The organism is Dyella sp. (assembly GCF_051954575.1).
In the GTDB taxonomy this organism is placed as follows: domain Bacteria; phylum Pseudomonadota; class Gammaproteobacteria; order Xanthomonadales; family Rhodanobacteraceae; genus Dyella_B.
In genome coordinates, this window is record NZ_JBQCHP010000060.1 from 44,160 (window position 1) to 64,673 (window position 20,514).

General features: G+C 60.2%; 23 protein-coding genes. 4 read left to right on the forward strand and 19 right to left on the reverse strand.

Features of this window, described 5'->3' with window-relative positions:
- Window positions 1–23: 23 nt before the first annotated feature.
- From ACTHNE_RS08215 to ACTHNE_RS08290, 16 genes are all read right to left on the reverse strand, one after another.
- Window positions 24–311: a PAAR domain-containing protein gene (locus ACTHNE_RS08215; protein ID WP_324946999.1), complete on the reverse strand. Its 288-nt coding sequence runs from the start codon at window positions 309–311 to the stop codon at window positions 24–26.
- A 125-nt stretch (window positions 312–436) separates the two neighbouring features.
- Entirely contained in the window at window positions 437–772 is a 336-nt protein-coding gene (locus ACTHNE_RS08220) for a hypothetical protein (protein WP_324947001.1), read from the reverse strand.
- Window positions 773–908: 136 nt separating this feature from the next.
- Window positions 909–1,928 (reverse strand): M35 family metallo-endopeptidase, encoded by a 1,020-nt coding sequence (locus tag ACTHNE_RS08225; protein ID WP_440268992.1) that lies wholly within the window; start codon window positions 1,926–1,928, stop codon window positions 909–911.
- A gap of 145 nt (window positions 1,929–2,073) precedes the next feature.
- Entirely contained in the window at window positions 2,074–2,562 is a 489-nt protein-coding gene (locus tag ACTHNE_RS08230) for a hypothetical protein (RefSeq protein ID WP_324947005.1), read from the reverse strand.
- 14 nt (window positions 2,563–2,576) lie between these two features.
- Entirely contained in the window at window positions 2,577–5,312 is a 2,736-nt protein-coding gene (tssH, locus tag ACTHNE_RS08235; protein WP_324947007.1) for a type VI secretion system ATPase TssH, read from the reverse strand.
- A gap of 118 nt (window positions 5,313–5,430) precedes the next feature.
- Window positions 5,431–5,685 carry a hypothetical protein gene (locus ACTHNE_RS08240; RefSeq protein WP_324947009.1) on the reverse strand — a complete coding sequence of 85 codons (255 nt, stop codon included), beginning with the start codon at window positions 5,683–5,685 and terminating at the stop codon, window positions 5,431–5,433.
- The gene (locus ACTHNE_RS08245; protein WP_324947011.1) at window positions 5,666–6,115 is read right to left on the reverse strand and encodes a hypothetical protein; all 450 of its coding nucleotides are present in this window, start codon (window positions 6,113–6,115) and stop codon (window positions 5,666–5,668) included. Before ACTHNE_RS08245 ends, ACTHNE_RS08240 begins: the two co-directional genes overlap by 20 nt.
- Window positions 6,116–6,236: 121 nt before the next feature.
- Window positions 6,237–7,259: a type VI secretion system baseplate subunit TssG gene (tssG, locus tag ACTHNE_RS08250; protein WP_440268993.1), complete on the reverse strand. Its 1,023-nt coding sequence runs from the start codon at window positions 7,257–7,259 to the stop codon at window positions 6,237–6,239.
- Window positions 7,223–9,106, reverse strand: coding sequence for a type VI secretion system baseplate subunit TssF (gene tssF / locus ACTHNE_RS08255; protein WP_440268994.1), 1,884 nt, complete (start codon window positions 9,104–9,106; stop codon window positions 7,223–7,225). The genes tssG and tssF overlap by 37 nt, the downstream gene beginning before the upstream one ends.
- 10 nt (window positions 9,107–9,116) lie before the next feature.
- Window positions 9,117–9,620, reverse strand: coding sequence for a type VI secretion system baseplate subunit TssE (gene tssE / locus ACTHNE_RS08260; protein WP_324947017.1), 504 nt, complete (start codon window positions 9,618–9,620; stop codon window positions 9,117–9,119).
- A 13-nt stretch (window positions 9,621–9,633) separates the two neighbouring features.
- Window positions 9,634–10,422 (reverse strand): type VI secretion system accessory protein TagJ, encoded by a 789-nt coding sequence (locus ACTHNE_RS08265; RefSeq protein ID WP_440268995.1) that lies wholly within the window; start codon window positions 10,420–10,422, stop codon window positions 9,634–9,636.
- Window positions 10,423–10,689: 267 nt separating this feature from the next.
- Complete coding sequence (locus tag ACTHNE_RS08270; RefSeq protein ID WP_324947021.1) at window positions 10,690–11,193, reverse strand: Hcp family type VI secretion system effector; 504 nt, start codon at window positions 11,191–11,193, stop codon at window positions 10,690–10,692.
- Window positions 11,194–11,285: 92 nt separating this feature from the next.
- Window positions 11,286–12,776 carry a type VI secretion system contractile sheath large subunit gene (gene tssC, locus ACTHNE_RS08275; protein ID WP_324947024.1) on the reverse strand — a complete coding sequence of 497 codons (1,491 nt, stop codon included), beginning with the start codon at window positions 12,774–12,776 and terminating at the stop codon, window positions 11,286–11,288.
- A gap of 6 nt (window positions 12,777–12,782) precedes the next feature.
- Window positions 12,783–13,286, reverse strand: coding sequence for a type VI secretion system contractile sheath small subunit (gene tssB / locus ACTHNE_RS08280; protein ID WP_440268996.1), 504 nt, complete (start codon window positions 13,284–13,286; stop codon window positions 12,783–12,785).
- A gap of 441 nt (window positions 13,287–13,727) precedes the next feature.
- Entirely contained in the window at window positions 13,728–14,297 is a 570-nt protein-coding gene (locus tag ACTHNE_RS08285) for a hypothetical protein (RefSeq protein ID WP_440268997.1), read from the reverse strand.
- Window positions 14,294–14,743 carry a glycoside hydrolase family 104 protein gene (locus tag ACTHNE_RS08290; protein ID WP_324942630.1) on the reverse strand — a complete coding sequence of 150 codons (450 nt, stop codon included), beginning with the start codon at window positions 14,741–14,743 and terminating at the stop codon, window positions 14,294–14,296. The genes ACTHNE_RS08285 and ACTHNE_RS08290 overlap by 4 nt, the downstream gene beginning before the upstream one ends.
- A gap of 236 nt (window positions 14,744–14,979) precedes the next feature.
- On the opposite strand from ACTHNE_RS08290, the gene ACTHNE_RS08295 reads away from it, so the two are divergent.
- Window positions 14,980–15,396, forward strand: coding sequence for a nuclear transport factor 2 family protein (locus tag ACTHNE_RS08295; RefSeq protein WP_324942627.1), 417 nt, complete (start codon window positions 14,980–14,982; stop codon window positions 15,394–15,396).
- 16 nt (window positions 15,397–15,412) lie between these two features.
- On the opposite strand, the gene ACTHNE_RS08300 is transcribed toward ACTHNE_RS08295, so the two are convergent.
- The gene (locus tag ACTHNE_RS08300; protein ID WP_440268998.1) at window positions 15,413–15,643 is read right to left on the reverse strand and encodes a hypothetical protein; all 231 of its coding nucleotides are present in this window, start codon (window positions 15,641–15,643) and stop codon (window positions 15,413–15,415) included.
- A gap of 129 nt (window positions 15,644–15,772) precedes the next feature.
- On the reverse strand, window positions 15,773–16,036 hold the full coding sequence (locus ACTHNE_RS08305) for a metal/formaldehyde-sensitive transcriptional repressor (RefSeq protein ID WP_324942621.1): 264 nt from the start codon (window positions 16,034–16,036) through the stop codon (window positions 15,773–15,775).
- Between the two features lie 66 nt (window positions 16,037–16,102).
- Between ACTHNE_RS08305 and dmeF the strand changes: the two genes are divergently transcribed.
- A complete protein-coding gene (gene dmeF / locus ACTHNE_RS08310; RefSeq protein WP_440269002.1) occupies window positions 16,103–17,023 on the forward strand; it encodes a CDF family Co(II)/Ni(II) efflux transporter DmeF in 921 nt (306 codons plus the stop codon).
- A gap of 152 nt (window positions 17,024–17,175) precedes the next feature.
- Here the strand turns inward: dmeF and ACTHNE_RS08315 are convergent, their stop codons facing one another.
- Window positions 17,176–17,439: a hypothetical protein gene (locus ACTHNE_RS08315; RefSeq protein ID WP_324942619.1), complete on the reverse strand. Its 264-nt coding sequence runs from the start codon at window positions 17,437–17,439 to the stop codon at window positions 17,176–17,178.
- 457 nt (window positions 17,440–17,896) lie between these two features.
- On the opposite strand from ACTHNE_RS08315, the gene ACTHNE_RS08320 reads away from it, so the two are divergent.
- Both ACTHNE_RS08320 and ACTHNE_RS08325 read left to right on the forward strand, forming a co-directional pair.
- A complete protein-coding gene (locus ACTHNE_RS08320) occupies window positions 17,897–18,418 on the forward strand; it encodes an FHA domain-containing protein (protein WP_440268999.1) in 522 nt (173 codons plus the stop codon).
- A 7-nt stretch (window positions 18,419–18,425) separates the two neighbouring features.
- Entirely contained in the window at window positions 18,426–20,129 is a 1,704-nt protein-coding gene (locus ACTHNE_RS08325; RefSeq protein ID WP_324942614.1) for a protein kinase domain-containing protein, read from the forward strand.
- The last annotated feature ends 385 nt before the right edge of the window (window positions 20,130–20,514 follow it).

Here is a 20,514-nt window from a genome sequence, read left to right on the forward strand (position 1 = left end):
AACACTCCATCATTTTTGTCGTCTCAGCCGATCAGCACTTTGAAACACCCCAGCACGATCACCCCGCCATGGGCGGTGCTATCCCCCATGCGCGCGACAGGTCGACCGCCAGCCAACACTTTTGGCGAGCCCATCGCAACCGCATCAGGTGGACCAACGCATACCGCCATGTCACCCACGCAGGCGACAGGCAAGCCGCCGATCAACACGGTGGGAGCGCCGGGCGCAGCAATCGGGCCGCCAACATGGGGGACTGGCCCCGTGGACATGGGACAGGTGTGCATATCGGTTAGGCGAGCGGCGGGTTGCATGGGTCTCTCCGTTACGGTGCGGCAATGGGGCCAGAGGAGGCGGACTCCTTTTGGCAACAATCGAAAAAAACTCACCCGTTTTTTTACAAATTTCATCAGTGCCGGACAGATGTGTTGTCGAGCGCCTACTGTTCAACTGCAGCACTAGACGTCCTAGCGCTTGGATCAACCACAAAACGCTTGCCCTGCTCGTTCTCGATCAGCAGGCTTCCATCAGGCTGCGCTTTCATTGATTTGAAAAACACATCTTGCACGTCCCCTTCTTTGTCAGAAAGGCGCCTGTTGTCGTATACCTTGAGTGTCCACAGCTGCTTGCCGGATTCGACATCGTAGGCCGCCAGATAGCCCCCCATTTGGTCGAAACCGGCCAGCAGGCCGTTGCGCACCTGTTCGTAACGCACCTTACCGATGGTCACTGCGCCAACCGTTGGAGCAGGAATTCTGCTGGATGACTTGCCCATTGAACTTTCCTTTTGTGCAGCGGATGGTGGTGCCGATTGCGCCTTGCACCCATGAACAAGCATGAGTACCGCCAAGAAAGCGAAAGCCTTCCAAACACGTTGTGCTGACCGACCTGACGGCCTGAAGGCCTCATTACTACCGGTCGAGCGCATTCTTGATGACTCCGTCAGTAAGTGCTCCCGCACAATCGGCACAGAACCAAGCCCAACTGTCTGCATTCTCCATAGCTTTCGCTGCCGTCAACTTTTTGGGGTTGATGCCTTGATGCTCATAAGCATGGTCCTTTGTCTTGACTTCACGATGCGTAAGTTCATGCACTACGATCCGCGCCCAATTGGTCAGGCCAGTAAGGGTATTTCGCTTGCCGAAGAACTCTTTTTCGATGTACACAACATCAAGCGCATCACCCCACACGAACGCCTCGACTCCTTCGTTTTCACTCGTCCCTCGTTCGGAAACCGAATCCGTATAGATCAAGTGGCCGGATTTCAGCTTGGAGGCGATTTTCTTGAGTCCATTGTTCAGGGCATTGGCCACAGCCAGCATGTCCTCGTCTTTGCTGGCGTCGTCGGCAAACCAGCGTGCAATACGCACAGCATTCTTTGAGCTCTTTGGACTGGTGGCGACCAGCATCGCCTTATGTACCCACGCCAGCGCTTCCTGTGAGGCATTGCCAAGATCCTTGCGACGTTCGTCGGCAAATCGCTCATCCTTGTCGTTCAACTTGGCCGTGGCCTGCCCGCGCTCCCCGATCAATGCTTCGTGAGGCCAATCCGTGAATGAATTGGGGATATCCACGCACCAGACCTTGTGGGAACCGAAGCGCTTGAGAAGATAGGTATGACGAAGCGATTTGAGAGCACCAAGACGTCTGGCCAAATCCGCATCGATCAACGCACCTGTGCCAATGCCAGAAGACGCGTCACTTACCGCCGCGAACAAGCCGGATGCTTCACCGGTGCCTGCTGCCTCAGCCCGTGTCAGCTTCTTGCGCAGTTCACCAACGACGCTTGCCTCGCCTGCATTGAATCCATCTGTATCCACGAGTTTGCGCGCCCGCGCGACAACCTTCGACCAATCCCCCTCGGCAGCGAAAGCGCGGCTGGACAGGCCATCCACGATTTCCTGGTATGCGACGGTAAATTTGCTTGCCATGAACGCTCCCTGATGACATCAGTGTCGTAACACGCGAGTCGATACGGCTCACTTCGTTTTCAAGAACCGGGTCAGATTCATTTCTCATAGGTTCAAAGCATCGCGGCTCCATTTCTTGGTGCCCAGAAAGGCTTTTCGACCCTGGTCAAGCGTAAACACCAGCCCAGGGCACCCATCCCCAGTCGTCGTGATTATTCATCGCAACTGTCAGCGCGGCGTTCTGGTCCGCTGAATTGCAAGTGATATAACGCTTTGACGAACCTCCGCCGCCCATGCCTTCGTCTCTATGCGAAAAGATGCGAAGCGGAACGTTGGCATAGCCAGCCTGGCGCAACAAATAGGGGACACGATAGAGGCAACCGTTGAACTGACCAGTGCAAGGCGTCAACGTGCAATCTATCTCGATTCGTACAAAACCGGCTGCCCCGGCAGGAGGCGCATGTCCTTGCCAATATTGCTGGTCTGGATGCTGATTTGGGCCACCACCTGCCGCGATGGCCAAAACCGGCCCCAAATTGACCGCAGCATGTGCCGCGGTAATTCCATGAGCCACATATTGAATGGCACCCGCATTAACCCACCAACCGTTCGTAACGTTGTAAATCGCGGCTAGCTTAGGGCGACGTAATGGCATAGCTGCTCTCCTTTTCAGGCAAATCCGTATTCGAAATCCTGACCTTTAACCCCTACATTCACGCCTGCAACAGCCTTACCTTCAATCATCCGCATCAGAAACTCACGGCTGACATCCGGCAACATCGTGTTGGTCAAAATCGCATCAATCATTCGCCCACCCGACTCGCTTTCCGTACAGCGACTCACCACCAGCTTCACCACCTCGTCGTTGTACTCGAACGGAATCTTGTAGCGCGTCTCGATACGCTTCTTGATCCGACCAAGCTGCAACTTGACGATCTCGCCCAGCATGGTTTCGCTCAGCGGGTAATACGGAATCGTCACCAGGCGCCCCAGCAATGCAGGGGGGAAGATTTTCAGCAGGGGATCGCGCAAGGCCTTGGTCATGCCGTCGGGATCGGGCATCAAGTCCGGGTCTTTGCACAAGCTGGCGATCAGGTCGGTGCCGGCGTTGGTGGTGAGCAGGATCAGGGTGTTCTTGAAATCGATCTGGCGGCCTTCGCCGTCTTCCATCACGCCTTTGTCGAACACCTGGAAGAAGATTTCGTGCACGTCGGGGTGGGCTTTTTCGACTTCGTCCAGCAGCACCACGCTATAGGGTTTGCGGCGCACCGCTTCGGTGAGTACGCCGCCTTCGCCGTAGCCGACATAGCCGGGAGGCGCGCCTTTGAGCGTGGAAACGGTATGCGCTTCCTGGAATTCGCTCATATTGATGGTGATAAGGTTTTGTTCGCCGCCGTAAAGGGCTTCAGCCAATGCCAGCGCGGTTTCGGTCTTGCCGACGCCGGAGGTGCCGGCAAGCATGAAGACACCGATCGGCTTGTTGGGGTTGTCGAGGCCGGCGCGCGAGGTCTGGATGCGCTTGGCGATCATTTCCATCGCATGGTTCTGGCCGATCACGCGCTGGCTCATGATGTTGGCCAGGTTCATCACCGTTTCCAGTTCGCTCTTGACCATGCGGCCGACGGGAATGCCGGTCCAATCCGCCACGACGGAGCCGACGGCGGTGTAGTCGACGGTCGGCAGAATCAGCGGATGTTCGCCTTGCAGTTCGGCGAGCTGCGCCTGCAGGGCGTGCAGTTCTTGCAGCATACCCGTGCGTTGCTCATCAGAAAGCTCGACCGGCGCTTCGATGACCTCCGCTTCCGCCGCGGCGGCCTTTTCCAGCTTGCTACCAGTGCCTTCCACGGGCGAGTGATCGCCGCGAAGCTTGGCGCGGATAGTGAGGATTTCTTCGACCAGCGTTTTTTCGGCTTGCCAGTTGGCTTCGAGTTTTTCCAGCCGTGTCCTTTGCTCGGTGAGTTTTTCGATGGCGAGGGCTTCACGCTCGGCCACGTTCACGCCGACGGTCTTTTCGCGAGCGATGATGGCCAGTTCGGTTTCCAGCGCCTGGATGCGCTTGCGCGTGTCGTCGACTTCCGGCGGCACGGCGTGCTGGCTGATGGCGACGCGCGCGCACGCGGTGTCGAGCAGGCTTACGGCTTTATCCGGCAATTGGCGCGCGGGAATATAGCGATGCGACAGCTTGACCGCAGCCTCCAACGCTTCGTCGAGAATCTGCACGCGATGATGCTTTTCCATCACGCTGGCTACGCCACGCATCATCAGGATGCCCTTCTCTTCGCTGGGCTCGTCCACTTGCACGGTCTGGAAGCGGCGGGTGAGCGCCGGGTCCTTCTCGATATGTTTTTTGTATTCGGCCCAGGTGGTGGCGCCCACCGTGCGCAAGTTGCCGCGCGCCAACGCGGGCTTCAATAGATTGGCGGCATCGCCCGTACCTGCCGCGCCACCGGCGCCAACCAGCGTATGGGCTTCGTCGATAAAGAGAATGATCGGCTTGGGCGAGGATTGCACTTCCTCGATCACCTGGCGCAAGCGATTTTCGAACTCGCCTTTCATGCTGGCGCCGGCTTGCAACAGGCCGACATCGAGCGTGCGCAGTTCCACTTCTTTCAACTGCGGCGGCACGTCGCCCGCGGCAATGCGCAGTGCGAAGCCTTCCACCACCGCGGTTTTGCCGACGCCCGCCTCGCCGACCAGCATCGGGTTGTTCTGGCGGCGACGCATCAGGATGTCGACCACCTGGCGGATTTCTTCATCGCGCCCGACGATGGGATCGATCTTGCCGTCGCGCGCCTGCGCGGTCAGGTCCACGGTGAACTGGCGCAAGGCTTCCTGCTTGCCCATCTGCGCGGGCGATAGCGCACCGCTGGCTTCGCCGGGTACGCCAGCGCTGCCGAGACGGAAGCCGTCGTTCGCGTTTTGGCCGTCTTCGGGCGAGCCGCTGACCACTTCGGCGAATCGTTCCGCCAGCGTTTCCGCCTTGACCTTCTCGAATTCCTTGGAGATGTTGAGCAAGGCGTTGCGCAAATGGCGCGTGCGCAATGCGCCGAAAATCAGATAACCGCTGCGCACTTGCGCTTCGCCGAACATCAGCGTGGCGAAAACCCAGGCGCGCTCGACGGCCTCTTCCACATCGCCTGAAAGATCGGAGATGGTGGTGGAGCCGCGCGGCAGACGATCCAGTGCCTCGGTAACGTCGCGCGCCAGGTTCGAAGGATTGATGTTGAACTGCTTGACGATGCGGTGCAGGTCCGAATCCTGCAGTTGCAGGATTTGGTGGATCCAATGCACCAGCTCGACGTAAGGATTGCCGCGAAGCTTGCAGAACACCGTGGCGCTTTCGATGCCGCGGTAGGCGAGCTTGTTGAGTTTGCCGAACAATGCGCTGCGACTGATTTCTGCCATGACGACTACCCCTGAAATTTTTGATGCTCGCACCGCGCGAGATCTGACCAGCTCACCAACTTCTCTGTTGGCTGGGATGCCAATCCCAGCACCAGGCATTCTCTAAAGCAGCCGGGAGTTAACCAAGAAGCTTTTCGTACGGCAGAAGGTTCTGCGAAGTCTTCTGTTCCTCTATATACATTCTCTTCAACTCCATCTTTGCTTTCGAGTAATCGAAGAGCTCCTCTTCCAGATGAGAAAGGTCGGGATCTTCAGCGACGTCCACCTTCGCCTTCAGCTCTTCGACCTTTGCGTTGACTGCCAAGATGGCCATGGTCAGTGTATGAATGCTGATTGTCATTGCAGCGATACCTTTAGCTTCGAGCGCTCTCATATGCTTTCGCCAAGGCAGCTCTGGCGAAGTTATCCAATGCCCCTTTGAAAACATGAGGAAACATTGGCTTTACTGGTTCGATTTGATAGTGATTGGCGTCAAAATCTTCGTTGTAGTCCGGGCCGGTTAGGACAAGATTTGGATCGACATGCGTGCCCTTGGGGATGTGGAAGTACCTCCAGGCTTTCCCTTTAAACACTTTTTCCTTGTCGAACAATGAAGTGCCACCGCCCGTTCTCACCCTGCCCTTCTTATCGAATTTGACATCGGGTTTTCGGTATTTAGGGCTCCCGTCGGGGAGTGTGCCGACGAGCTTAGGCTCGAAGGTGGGATAAAGAATGCCCTCGGCAGGCTCGTCATCAACGATCGGGCCATGTGGAAAATCACTGGTATGCGCTGCTCTCCAGAGATGGGTTGGGCACTCTGACATATGACCTCCTTTTCCTTTCCAGGGTTAATGCCAATCAGAACGATTAGATCTACTGACCTATATCTTTTTTCAGGCTATCGCTTGTCCCACGAGAGCAAAGCAGCCAAGTGCAGAGCATCACCTACCCCACCGGCCTCAACACCACGTCATCGTTATCCGCTTTGCGCTGCGGCTTGCCCAGCCAGGTGGTCAGGCCCATGCGCCCGTTCTTGCCCAGGCTCACGGTCGGCACTTCTTCCTGCTTGAGCACCAACTGCACGTCCCACGCTTTTTCTTCGCCTACGTAGGTTTTTACCGCCGCAACCAACTGCCGCAGCGCTTCGCCGCCCGGCAGGAAGTTGCTGAACTGGGCGCGTGTCAGCGGCCCCAGCCGCAGGCGGAAACGTTGTTGCGCGCCCCATACGTGTTCACCCAGCACGGCCGTAGTGCCTAGGCCGGCGACTTCGCGCGATTGCCCCAGGCGCAGGTGCGCGGTGCCCGGCAGGCGCATCCATTCGGCCATGAACTCCACTACGCGCACGGGAATGCCGAAGAAATGTTCGAGCAGGTGTTTCAAGCCTTCTCCGTTGCGAGCCTGCGCGAGCAGGCGTCCGGCGAAGAACTGTTTGTAGCGATCCGGCAAGGCGTCGCGCGCCTGCAGGTTGGGCGTGGACAGGCCCACCAACGCGCCCATGTAGAGACTGAAACGATCTTCACCGGGCCGATCCAGCTGCACGGTGGGCTGCGCATCCGCCCAGCAGCGGTAGAACAGGCTCAGCATGCGGTGATGGAAGATGTCCGCGAACGCGATGAAGGTACCGTCACGCGCGTTGAGCTTGCGGTCCAACGCGTATTCGGTCAGATGCAGCGGCAACGGCGCGTTAGGCCCGAATAAACCGAAGAACAGGCCGTACATGCGCGGCGGCTTGCCGTCTTCCTGCTGTTCGAAACGTTCCACCGTGCGCGGCGCGAAGGCCAGCGAAGGCGTCTGGCACAAGCGCACGGCATCTTCCGCCGGCTTGGCGGAATGGCCGAAACGCGGCTTGTCCGGATACGCGCATTCCAGCCAGCGCAGCGCTTCGAAAAACTCGAAGGTCTCCGGCCGGTCGCGCAGCACGTTCTGCAGCGTTAGAGGATCTGGCGTTTGCCGAGTCGGGCCGGCCATCGTGCCACCTCGTTGCGTTCCAGGGTGCGCAGCACAGTTTCAGTGAAGGAGTTGACCGAAACGTAGCGCGCAAAGAAATGCTGCATCACCGAACCGAGCAGGAAGGCCCCCGTGCCTTCGAAGGCACCGTCATCGCAGGTCAAGGTAATTTCCAGGCCGTGCCCGAAGGCGATCGGGCCGGGTACCGGAATGCGCCGCACCACCGATTTGGAACTGACCGCCTTCACGCCTTCGATCTGGCGACGCGCGCCGGTGTCGAATTCATCGCAGTACAAGGTCAGCATTTCGCGCAGCGCCGCCGCGCCCTCTTCACCGGTATCGCCCAGCAATGAAACATAGTTCAGCTGCAGGTGGCTGAGCAGCCGCCATGCGGTTTCGCCATGCGCGGCAGGCGCACGCGGCTTGGTGGGGCCCGCCACGCAGCGGATGGAGGTTACCGGCGCGCCAGTTTCCAGCGTGAAATCCGTGCGCGATTTGCCTACTGGCATCTGCAGCGGAAGATCGCGGTTGGTGCACATCAGCAGCATGCCGACCTGCCGCAACTGCGTGGAATACGGCGCGTCATTGGCGTCCACCAGGGAAATGAACACTTCGCTGCCGACATAGCTGGAGCGCGCGCCCTGCAGCTTCTGCCGCGCGGACAACAGGCGCGGCTCGCGGCGCAAGGTATAGAACGCCGCGTTGCCGTTGTGCCAGACGCGCTCGTCGCAGCCGTAAAAAGGCTGGAAGCGCTGTTCGGGTTCCTGCTTGTCACCGAAGCCTTCCACCTGGCTGACACTGTGGATTTCAAAATCCATCGGCCGGGTGCGATCGGCCAGCACGTGGTATTCGGTGCGGCCTTGCTGCAAGTGGATGCGATCGGCGCGGCGCGGAAAAAGATTGGTGGCCGGCGTGCAGAACAAACGGAAATTGCTGGCGTCGACCGCATTGTGCAGGCGGCTGACGCTGCGATCGAAGAATACGGTGATGTCGAACTCGGTGGCCTGCGAGCGCGCAAGCATGGACTTCAAGCCAGTAAATACCGTGAACAGGAACCGTTCCGGACAGGCGAAATATTCCTGCAGCAGACGATACCCGCTGAAAGAGCGATCGCTATATGGCAGAAGAGCTTCGTCGTCTGCAAAGCCCTTGTCGCGAATCGCCGAGGCGTCGAAATGCTCGACCAGCATGCCGCTCGCACCCGGCATGCGCACCACGAACCCCTGGGCGTTGCCTAGCAACTGTTCGTACAGTCGCTTGGGCAGTTCGTCGGCGCCGGCGATGAAGATCGGCAGTTCATCCATCGCCAGCATGTTGGCCTGGGCGCCGGCGGTGATGATGAATTTCAGGCGCAAGCCGGCGCGCACGGTCTTGCCCGGCGGAATCGGCACGCTGGCCGCCGCAATCGCAGCGGGCGATTCGAAGTATTTGGCTTCGACCAGTTCCAGCGGCCATAGCGTGACATCGTGCGCGGTGCGGTATTCGCACGCAGTACGGTCGTCGTTCGCGATCAAACTGCGCAATGCCGTGTTGCGCGCGACCGTATAGCCGGTCGCCAGGGCGCTTTCCTTGGTATCCGGATGCAACTGCACCACCGCCATCGATGGAATCGGCGCCAGGTAGTGCGGGTAGATCATTTCCATCAGGTGTTGCGTGAACACCGGATATTGCGCGTCGAGTTTCAGCTGGATGCGCGCTGCCAGGAACGCGAAACCTTCAAGCAGCCGTTCCACGTAAGGATCGGCGCATTCGAAACCTTCCATGCCGAGGCGACCGGCGATTTTCGGATACTCGCGCGCGAACTCCGCGCCCATCTCGCGGACGTGCTGCAACTCTCTGTTGTAGTAACGCAGCAGTCGCGGGTCCATGAGAGCCTTCTTAGCCGAAGCTTTCCGACACGTTGAATTTGCCTGTTTCCAGGTCCACTTCGGTTTTCAGGTAAAGATTCAGCGGAATCGGCTGCGCCCACATCTCCGATTCGATGTTGAAGATCAGCGATTGGCCGTCCATGCGCTTCAGATCGGTCTTGACGATCACGCGCAAGGTATTGGGCGTAAGCCGCGGCTCGAACGCCAGGATGGCGTCCTTGATCTTCCGCTGCAGCACCTTCCCGTCGACACCGGCCACCGCTGTACCGGTAAGATCGGGAATGCCGAAATTGAGCACCGAGCGCGCCACGTCCGGATAATCGGCCAGCTCTTCGTCCAGCCCCAGGTTGACGCAGTTGAGCAGCCAGGAAATGTCGCGCGCCACGCAATCGCGCAGGCGCGTGGCGGAAATCACGCGCTTTTCGCGGCTCTCTTCCTTTTTCGCCGGCTCGTCATCGGCCAACCGATCGAGCAACGAAGGCTGTAGGCGTTCCTGGGTGGTCAGCTCGGCCATGTGCGAAACCTGGCTAGACGTCGAACGTAATGGTGCGGATATCCAACAGCGGATATTCACCCGCATCCGTCACCAGCATGCGCTGGCCGGCCCCGACAAAGCAGTCGTCGCCCAGGTCGATCCACTCGGTCTTGCGCGCCAGCACCACGTCCGTGTCCTGCGCACGTTCCGAACCGGGATAACGGCACGGCACGAAGCCGATCGCTTCGCCGCCGTTGCTCCAGGTGATCTGCACCGGCGCCCACACCTTATCGCGCAGATCGGTGGGTGCCTCGAATTTCAATTCGCGGATGCGCGCATACGGCACCCATGCGTAGCCGCCGTTCACGATCACCTCCAGGCACGGGCCAAAACGCGGGTCCGCGTCGGCCAGCCATTCGAACGGCGTTCCGTCGATGTTGCCGCTTACCGCTTCGGCCTGCTCGAAGGCTTGTTCGCGCAATGCCAAGGCTTGTACGTAATGTCCTTTGCCAATCAACTGCAGCGATTGCAACAGCAACGCAAGCCACTGCGCAGGCTCGCCGATCACGGTGGGCAACTGCTCGCCGTCGAGGACGGCGTTGCGCTTCAACTCGCCCTGCAAGGCGCGCTTGTACGCCTCCACCATCAGCGTATTGCCGGCATCCAGTTCGCCGCTCACTTTCAGCTGTGTTTGCGCACGCTCCCATTGCCCCTGCAGTGCGAGCAGCTGAAACAGGAACACGCGTGCCCGGGCATCGGCCGGATTGCCGCGTACCTGCGCGGTCAAGCCCTGCAACGCCTCCTCGAGGCGGCCTTCTTTGAGCATGTTTTCGGGAGTCATGTCCTAAGCCCCTGCGTTCCAGTAGGACGAGAAAGCGCTGCTGCAACACAACAGCGCTCTTCCCTGCGTGCATGAATGGCCACGCATTCGATAGATGCCCATTCGCCTGAGCCGTCATTCCCGCGAGAACGGAAATGACGTACAGGAAAAATGAAACGTCGTGCGACATGTGAGGGAGCTGCTCGCGCAACCCCACTCACTGACACTTCACCGGCAACTTGCCCCGGCTGATACCTCGCCGGGGCCAGTGCAACCGTCGAATCCGGCTTAGGCCTTGGCGACCTGCTGGATGTCGTAGGTGAAGTCCTTGGTGCCGCCGTCCTTGCCGCCCTTGTCGTCCTGTGGCTGGAACGAGTACTTGAACTTGCCGAAGTGCAGCGTGACGTTTTCGGTGAGGCGATCTTCGCCGCCGCTGCCGCCGGTGGACAGGGAGGTGATCAGCACGCCTTCGCTCAGCTCGATGGTGAGGAAGTCGGTCTGCTCGCCGGTGGCGTTGGTCACATACAGCGTGGCCTTTTCGATGCGTGCACCGGTGGCGCAAGCCTGCAGCAGCGCGTTGGAGCAGCCGTCGACGTACTTGGTGATGGAAATATCCTGCACGTGGGCCTTGCCGCCGCTGGCCGAACCCGCGCCGCTGTGCAGGTCACCGCTGTTGCTCACGCCCCACGACCAGGCCAGGATCGGCACTTCGCCCTTGTGCTTCTTGTGATTGGAAGCGCCCTTGACCGCTACGCTGCCGCCTTCAAACTTGATATGCATGTCGAATGCCATAATTCCTCTCCTCGCTGCTCTGATTGATGATGGTCTGATTAATGAGGGCTACCGCCAACCCGGCGGCTCCTTTTACTGCACTACTTCCTGATTCAAGCCTTCGCCGCCGACGGCAGACGCGAGACCAGGCGCAACGACACTGTTAAACCCTCAAGCTGGTAATGCGGCTTGAGATAGAACTTGGAGGTGTAATAGCCGGGCGCGCCTTCGACTTCCTCTACCACCACTTCCGCTGCAGAAAGCGGCTTGCGTGCCTTGGTTTCTTCGCTGGAGTTCTGCGGATCGCCGTCGATGTACTGGCCGATCCAGTTGGTAAGCCATTTTTCCATCGACTCGCGCGTGCTGAACGAGCCGATCTTGTCGCGCACGATGCACTTCAGGTAATGCGCGAAACGGCAGCAGGCGAACATGTACGGCAGACGCGCGGCGAGCGCGGCATTGGCGGTGGCGTCCGGATCGTCGTATTCCTCCGGCTTGGCCAGCGACTGTGCGCTGATGAAGGCGGCCATGTCGGAGTTCTTGCGATGCACCAGCGGCATCAGGCCCATCTTGTCCAGCTCCGCCGAGCGGCGGTCGGTGATGGCGATTTCGGTGGGGCACTTCATGTCCACGCCGCCGTCGTCGGTCGGGAATGTGTGCACCGGCAGGCCTTCCACCGCCCCGCCCGATTCGATGCCGCGGATGCGCGAACACCAGCCGTATTCCTTGAACGAGCGGTTGATGTTCACCGCCATCGCGTAGGCGGCGTTCTGCCAGGTGTACTTGGACGAATCGGCGCCGGCGGTGTCTTCCTCGAAATCGAACTCTTCCACCGGATTGGTCTTGGCGCCGTACGGCAGGCGCGCAAGCGTGCGCGGCATGGCAAGACCGATGTATTTGGCATCATCCGACTCGCGCAGCGAGCGCCATGACGCGTAATCGGGTGTGGAGAAAATCTTGGCCAGATCGCGCGGGTTGGACAGCTCGTTCCAGCTATCCATGCCCATCAAGGTGGAATTGGCGGCGGCGAAGAACGGGGCATGCGCCGCCGCGGCGACCTGCGCAATGCCGCCCAGCAGTTCGACATCCTGCGGGCTGTGGTCGAAGTAGTAGTCGCCCACCAGGCAGCCATAGGGCTCACCGCCCAATTGGCCGTACTCTTCTTCGTAGACCTTCTTGAAGATCGGGCTCTGGTCCCACGCGGTACCTTTGTAGCGCTTGAGCGTCTTGCCCAGTTCCTTCTTGGAGATGTTGAACACACGAATCTTCAGAAGCTGATCGGTCTCGGTGTTGTTGACCAGGTAATGCAGGCCGCGCCAGGCGCTTTCCAGCTTCTGGAATTCCGCGTGATGCATCACCAGGTTGAGCTGCTCGCTGATCTTGCGATCGAGCTCCGCTACATAGGCGTTGATGGTCTGGGTAACGTCGTCGGAGACAATGTCCGACTTGTTCAACACCTGCTCGGCCAGCGTGCGCACGGCCGATTCGACCTCTTCGCGCGCGCGTTCGCTCTTGGGCTTGAATTCCTTGGTCAACAGCGCGGCGAAGTCGCCGGCTTCGACGGTCTGCACCGCAGTTTGTTCGGCCAGTTTCTCGGTTGCCATGATTGCTTACTCCCCTTCCGGCTTCGGCGCGGAGGCCAGCGACTGCAGCAGCGCCGGATCGTTGATGGCCTGGGCGATCAGCTTTTCCGCGCCGGCCTTGCCGTCCAGATAGGTGCCGAGATTGGCCAGCTGCGTGCGCGCTTCGAGCAGCTTGGCAATCGGCCCGACCTTGCGCGCGACGGCGGCGGGCGAGAAGTCGTCCATGCTTTCGAAGGTGATGTCCACATTGAGATTGCCCTCGCCGGTCAAGGTGTTGGGCACCGCAAAGCTCACGCGCGGCTTCATCGCCTGCAGGCGGCTGTCGAAATTGTCGACGTCGATTTCCAGCGCCTTGCGCTCCTCGATCGCCGGCAGCTCGGCGTTGTTGGCGCCGGAAAGATCGGACATGACGCCCATCACGAAAGGCACCTGGACTTTTTTCTGTGCGCCGTAAACCTCGACGTCGTATTCGATCTGCACACGAGGCGCGCGATTTCGCGCTATGAATTTCTGACTGCTTTGTTTGGCCATTACGACGTCTCCTTGTAAAGGATCAAAAACTACAGTGGTGCTGCGCTTTCATTCCAATCCACCCGCCGGGTCCAGCGGTTTACAGCCAAATGACAGGCGTGAGTCACCCGACGGAGCAAAACTTGCAACCGACAACCAAAATGAAACGTAGCGGCGTGTGCGGCTCCCCCCGGGGCCTGCATGGCGGTTGCGGAGCGCGCCGCAACGGCCGCATGACCGTGCGTTACGACGCGTAAGAAAGAGTCCCTGTTACCGGCGTAAATCTATGCCCAATCACGGCAACTGGCAACGCTTGTCTTGCGTCGTGAAAGTACGGTGAAAAACCGCTGCTGTTTCAGACATATGTATGACAACCCCCTGATTAATCGCGAATACCGTTTTGAGATTTGGGCCTTGAACTGCGCTTTGAGCCATCGATATCCTGCCGACGCGACACCCTCGTCATGGATGGGCCGCATCATCAATACCTTGCAACTGGATCGGCTCTTCCTCGTAACGCCCGAGGCCAAGCTGTTTCATCAGCGCCGACATGCGCGGCCCTCCATGCGGCAGGCCCGCAGTGAGTTCCTTGCCTTCCGGATCGAACAGGCGTCCCCACTCGCGCGAAGTACCTTCGCAATCGGGCTGCAGGTCGCTTTCCGTGCAGACGTACGACACGTAAATGTATGTTTTGCCATTGGCGGCCATCAGGCACGCCCAGCCGCTCGCAGCCGCATCCAGAACCGGCGTGTCTTTCAAGAATGGTTGACGCAATGGGCGGCCATCGTGGTGCAACACCATGGAACCGTTCGTCCCTGGCCGTTGCAGCGTGATGCGCTGCGAAAGCGGCTGGAAGTCCTGATCAGGCACATCCAGATACACCGTTTCGGCCATCAGGCTGGCGCCACCGCAGCTAAGGTGGCCGATAGCCGTGGTTCGCTTGGGCGGCGCAGGTTGAGGGCTCGCCTGCACATGCGAAACGCTCAGCATGGCGGCAAGACCAAGACAAACAACGGCACTGATGATGTTCATCGCGCTCTTTCCTCGTTGGCGTACTCGGAAAAGCGTCTGCGTGCCTCGTCCATCGTCATCTTCGATTGCGAGCCGCCAGGCAGCGACGTCCACTCCTTGCGCAAGAGCGGAATGGCCATCTCGATGTCGCCTTGCTTCACGTAGCCGAGCGCATGCCGGCTGCGCAATTTCTCGACCGCCAGCTTGTCCTGCGATGCCTTGGAAAAATCGATGACGATGCCGCGCTCCCTGGCTTCCTTCCATGTCGCGTAGAGGATCTGATAGGCGCCGGCTGCGGTCGAGGTGCGACCCCACGCGGTGACTGCGCGATCCGGATGCTTGCTGGTGTCGGTGAAACGCTGCTGGCCGCCGTAGAGCAGGAAGTACACGTCGTCGCTATCGGAATGGTGTTCCGCAAAGCGGATCAACCTCAAGAACGCGGCCACGTAAATGTCTTCGTCGGTCATATCATCCCTAACACACCATCCTGCACGCTTCGCTCACTGCCGGCCGACCGGCGCAGCAGCGGCTGCGCCCAACTCCCTACGCAGGATGCGGAATGTACCGACAAACCAAAAACTTGCACAAGTGCCTGTGAGCCAGTCCACGGCGCCCCTCGACGTCGCGAACACCTGCCAGTCACCGTCGAACGACGGCTGGACAGTTACTTTCCAGCCCCCGTTTGAAAGCCGGAGTCGCCCCCATGGAGCATGCCGCCTCGCCCGTCGAACATATGTATTTCGCGTGGAACGATGCGCTTTCTCGCAACGACGCTGAAGCGCTGCTTGCGCTCTACGCACGCGACGCCGTGCTGGAAAGCCCGCTCATTCCGCACCTGCTCGGCATGAAGAGCGGCGTGTTGCGCGGACACGAGCAGATTCGCCCGCTGTTCGCCCAACTGGCCGAGCGCAAGCCGCCGGTGCGGCAGTATTACCGCACGCCGTATCTTACCGACGGCAAGCGACTGATCTGGGAATATCCGCGCGATGCTGGTAAGGGCGAGCAGATGGATTTCTGCGAGGTGATGGAGCTCAACGACCAAGGCCTGATCCAGTGGCACCACGTGTACTGGGGCTGGTTCGGTTTTGGCGTACTTCAACGCAACGAATATCACCGTTGACCGCAAACCAACCGATTCAGACTTCGGTCTTCGCCTCGGGCACATAGCGATGATTTTTCACTAGTGCGGGGTCCACTTCGAGCGGCCGCGAAAAATCGGCGACCAACGAAGCATCCGGTTTGAAATGTTCGCGCTCCAGCGCCTCCCAGGTGAGCCAGACGCTGGAATGTTCGGAGCCCGACCTGACGGATGGCGAACGAACATGGCACGGATAAACGGTCAGGGTGGGCTTGATGCGTGTGTGCATAGGCGTTTCCCATCGACATGAAGCGGCCGGCCCTGTCGGGCCGAACGGGATAACGACGTTACCGCGATTTCAATGCCGATTGCCAGGGCCGTCGACGTACCGCAGGTTTTGCGTATTCGCGAGCAACGATTATTTAAGGTAACTCCTGAGCACGGCGATTACCGGCGCAAGTTCTTCGACGTGGGCTGCGTCATCTCCGTGCAAATGAGAACGCAGATGCCCTTCCAATACTTCCAGGATCAAGCCGTTCACCGCACCGCGCACCGCCGCAAGCTGCTGCAGCACAGCGCCGCATTCGGCGTCCTCGCTTAACGCGCGCTCCAGCGACTGCACCTGCCCGCCAATGCGTCGAACACGCGCCAGCAGTTTCTTGTCCTGTTTTACGTGCGACATGGGAAGGCCCTCGATATACTGGGGGCCAGTATAAGTCCGGAGAGGCCGGTGAACGATACACTCGGCATGGCGCACAGCCATCAGTTCAACCCAGGCAATGTTCGCGGGGAAAAACGCACCCGCACGGTGGTGCTGATCACCGCGGCGATGATGGTGGTGGAAATCATCGGCGGCTACACGCTCAACTCCATGGCCTTGCTCGCCGATGGCTGGCATATGAGTTCGCACGCGCTGGCCATGGGCATGTCGCTACTGGCGTATGTGCTGGCCAGGCGTTACGCCAACGATCCGCGTTTCACCTTCGGCACCTGGAAAGTGGAAATCCTGGGCGGTTTCAGCAGCGCGCTGATGCTGGCGGTGGTGGCTGCGCTGATGCTGTATCAATCGATGGAACGGCTGCTGACGCCGGGGCCGATCCATTATGACGAGGCGGTCGTCATCGGCGTGATCGGCCTGCTCGTCAACGTGGTGTGCGCATGGCTGTTGCGGGATGAGCATGATCATCACGGGCACGGTCATCAGCACACGCATGAGCATGAGCATGCGCATCATCATCACCATCACGACGTCAATCTGCGCTCCGCCTATATCCATGTGATCGCCGACGCCGCGACCTCGCTGCTGGCCATCGTCGCGCTATTGGGCGGCAAGCTTTACGGCGCCGCGTGGCTGGATCCGGTGATGGGCGTGGTGGGTTCCTTCCTGGTGGGGCGCTGGGCGGTGAGTTTGCTGCGCGAATCAGGGCGCATCCTGCTGGATGCGGAGATGGACGCGCCGGTAGTGCAAGAAATTCGCGAAGTCGTGGCCGCGCAATTGCCCGCAGCGTATATCTGCGACCTGCATGTATGGCGCGTCGCGCGCGGCAGCTATGCATGCATCCTGGGCATCGTCACCAGCGAACCGGTTTCGCCTGCCCAAGTGCGCAGGCATCTGTCGGTGCATGAGGAACTGGTGCATGTGACGGTGGAGATTCAGAAGGCGGCTTGAGCATTCCGGCCCTCGGCATCGTGGGTTGGGGCGCAACCCCCAACGTCCCCATGCACGCATGCATCTCGGTATTGGGATTTGCACCCCAACCTGCGCACGCATAAAAAAGCCGCGCCACATGGCGCGGCTTCGCAACATTTCAAAAAATGGCGTTAATGCTTGCCGTGGCTCTTGGTATGGCTCTTGCCGTGCGTCGTGCCGGTCACGCCCTTCCCTTTGGCCTTATCCTGCGCCACGTCGCTCACCGCGGGACCGACGCGGGTATCGCTGGCCCTCGACTGCGCGGCCATCGCGGACACGGAATCGCCGTGGCTGTCCCGGCTCATTGCGCCGCCTGCGCCGTGGCCGTGTTGGGGGGCGGCGAATGCGCTCGTGGCAAGGCCCAATGCCAGGGCGGCAAGAAGCATGGTACGCATGATGGTGCACCTCTAAAGGAGTGGAAGCCGCTCAAGCGGCGAGCTCAAGGTAAAACCGCAAAGCTCGCCGGCAGCTGAATTTTTCGGCGGTGCCTGAACGCTCGGCAGGTTGCGATGGCATCCTCTGCGGCCGGCCAGCCGGCATACGTAAGCATGCCGCAAGCTTCTCGCCCGCCGTGGGCTTCGCGCCGTCATGGCCCAAAGCGACAGGCATTGGTCCTTTATTGCTCTTAGTGACGTACATCCCATTCCGGTATTTTTTTAACCATCATCGGATGCCTGGTTTTGCTGCCTAGGAACCAGCACGGCCATGGCATCCGATGATTTCTCACGTCTTGCGGCGTACGGCATTTGCGGCAGTCTACGGCTCACCCGTCCCAGCGGTGACCTGGTCGAATGTTCCACCACCCGCGATTTCGCTATAGTTCGCCCCGCAACAGGGGGTTTTGGGATGTCTATGAATACTGGCCAGCCGCAATCGACAGAGGGTGGCAGACGCCGCGCAGGGCCGCAGGGCACGCAGTTGCTGTCCGCCACCCAGATGCAGCAACTGGCACTGGAAGAATCGCAGGCCGCCAACAGCCTCGCCTCCTCGCACAAGCCCGTGCTGGAGGGCATCCAGGGAGAGCTCAAGGGCAGCCGCTTCACCTTGCTCCAGGGCCGCCAGACGATTGGCCGGCGCGGCGACAACGACATCGTCATCAATGATCCCAGCGTTTCGGCCACCCACGCCTGGATCATCAACCAGCACGGCCACTACGTGCTGATGAATACGCTGTCCACCAACGGCACCTTCGTCAACGACAAGCGCATCCACGAAACCGTGCTGGTGCATGGCGACCGCGTGCGTTTCGGCCAGGCCGAGTTTACGTTCCTCACGCACGAGCATAGCGAGCCTGCCCTGCGTCGCTATGCATACGTTGTCGCCGCGGTGCTGGGCGCAGCCGCTCTGGCAGGCGCCATCTGGTGGGTAATCTGACGCCACGATGAGCCAGGCCACGCCGGCTACCATCGGGCGATATCGCATCGACGGCATCCTCGGCGAAGGGGCAATGTCGATCGTGTACGCCGGTTTCGACCGGGAAATCCAGCGGCAGGTGGCGATCAAATGCCTGCACGACAACTTCGCCGACGATCCCGACTACCGGCAGCGCTTCCTGGTGGAAGCGCGCGCCGCCGGGCATCTGACGCACCCGCACATCGTCACTATTTTCGATACGGGCGAAACCGAGGACGGCCGTCCTTACATCGCCATGGAGAAGCTGTCCGGCGAATCGCTGGCCGACCGCGTGGCCTCGCACGGCCTGCCGGCGGCACCGGTGGTGATGGACCTGGCCGCGCAGCTGGCCACTGCCTTGCATTACGCACACTCGCAAGGCGTGATCCATCACGACATCAAGCCCGATAATGTCATGCTGCTTGACGGCTGGCGGCACGTGAAGATCGCAGACTTCGGCATCGCCGAACGCCGCTCGCCACGCGCACGGCCATCCGGCGCGGCGCGCGGAAAGATCGGCGGCACGCCCAACTACATGTCGCCCGAACGCCTGCGCGGCGAACGCGCCGGCGCCAGCAGCGATCTGTTTTCGCTGGGCGTGGTGCTGTTCTGGCTGGTCACAGGCCGATTGCCGTGGACCTATTCCGGCGACGTGCAACGTTTCCTGCGGCAACGCCAGCGGCTGCCCGAACCGCCGATCAAGCCTCACGATCCGTCCACGCCGCCGATTCTGCTCGACATCATCCGCACCTTGATGGCGCCCTCGCCCGATGCGAGATATCAGTCTGGCGCGGAAGTGGCCGAAGACCTGCGCCTGGCGCGACGCAGCTACGAGCGCTCGCGCGAAGAACTGCCCCACCCTCGCCTGCAGTCGCTGGGCTTGCGCTGGGCCGTGGTGCTTGGCGCCACGGTCGTGGCGGTGCTGCTCCTGGGCATGCTGGCCATCTACGGCAAGCAACGCGTGGCGGTGACCGGCCTGGCGGAAGATTTCGGCAGTTCGCTGGCGCAGATCATCGCCCGCAGCGCCGCGGAAAACATCGTGATGGGCGATCACGCCGCCACCCGCGCCCTGGTGCAGGACATGGCGCGCAACGAACAGCTCGATTATCTGGCCATTGCCGATCGCGACGGCACAATCATCGCCAGCACCCAGGTCGGCGAAAACGACAAGACCCTGCCTGCCGCAACCGGCGAAGCGCCACAACAGATGCCCAACGGCATCACCAGCTATCGCGCACGTCTTGAAGGTACGCACGGTTTGCAGAATGCATTGGTGTTCGATGTGCCGGTGCGTTATCAAACCAAGACCGTCGGGCGCTTGCGCCTGGGCGTGAGCGAAGCGCCGTTGCAGGCGGCGCAACACACGGCGATCGGCGTGATCGCGTTAGTGCTGCTGACCACCCTGGCGGCAGTGCTGGTGGCTGCGTATTGGCTGTTCCGGCAGTTGCGCGGCTCGCTCGACCTGCTCGTCGCTTCGCTGTTGCGCATCGCGCGCGGCGATTATCAGCATCGCATTCGCATTGCGCGCCGCGATGAATTGGGGCGGCTGTTTGCGGCGTTCAATCTGATGGCTGAGACCCTGGGTGCGCAGCGTGATAAGCCTGTCGTGCATACCGCGGTCCACAAGCCGGAACCGCTGGCTGCGCAACCGACGCAGTTGCTGGCAGTGCCGAAGACGGACGAAAAAGCCTGACGCGTGTAGATTGGGGTGCAAACCCCAACGTTGCGATGCATATACGTTCCAGTGTTGGGATTGGCACCCTGACATATCCCCACGTTTTTGTAGTTTAAGAAGGTGATTCTACGAAGGAAGGTAGCCCCGCGTAGGGCTGGACCATTGCCTGCGGCGCTTTCGATCGCCGAAGGCGCTCGAGTCACTTTTCTTTGCTGGCCCAAAGAAAAGTAACCCAAAGACACGGCCTGAAGAGCTTATGGCGCTACGCAGGTTACAAGCCTGAAAGCTTGAGGCACTGCGATGGAAGTCGGCACGCCCGCTTCCACCTGGTCGCGATACCGCGAGGCGCCGCGGCGCTGAGGACTTAAAGCGAGTTTGCCAACCCTCGAAGCTCTGCTTTGAG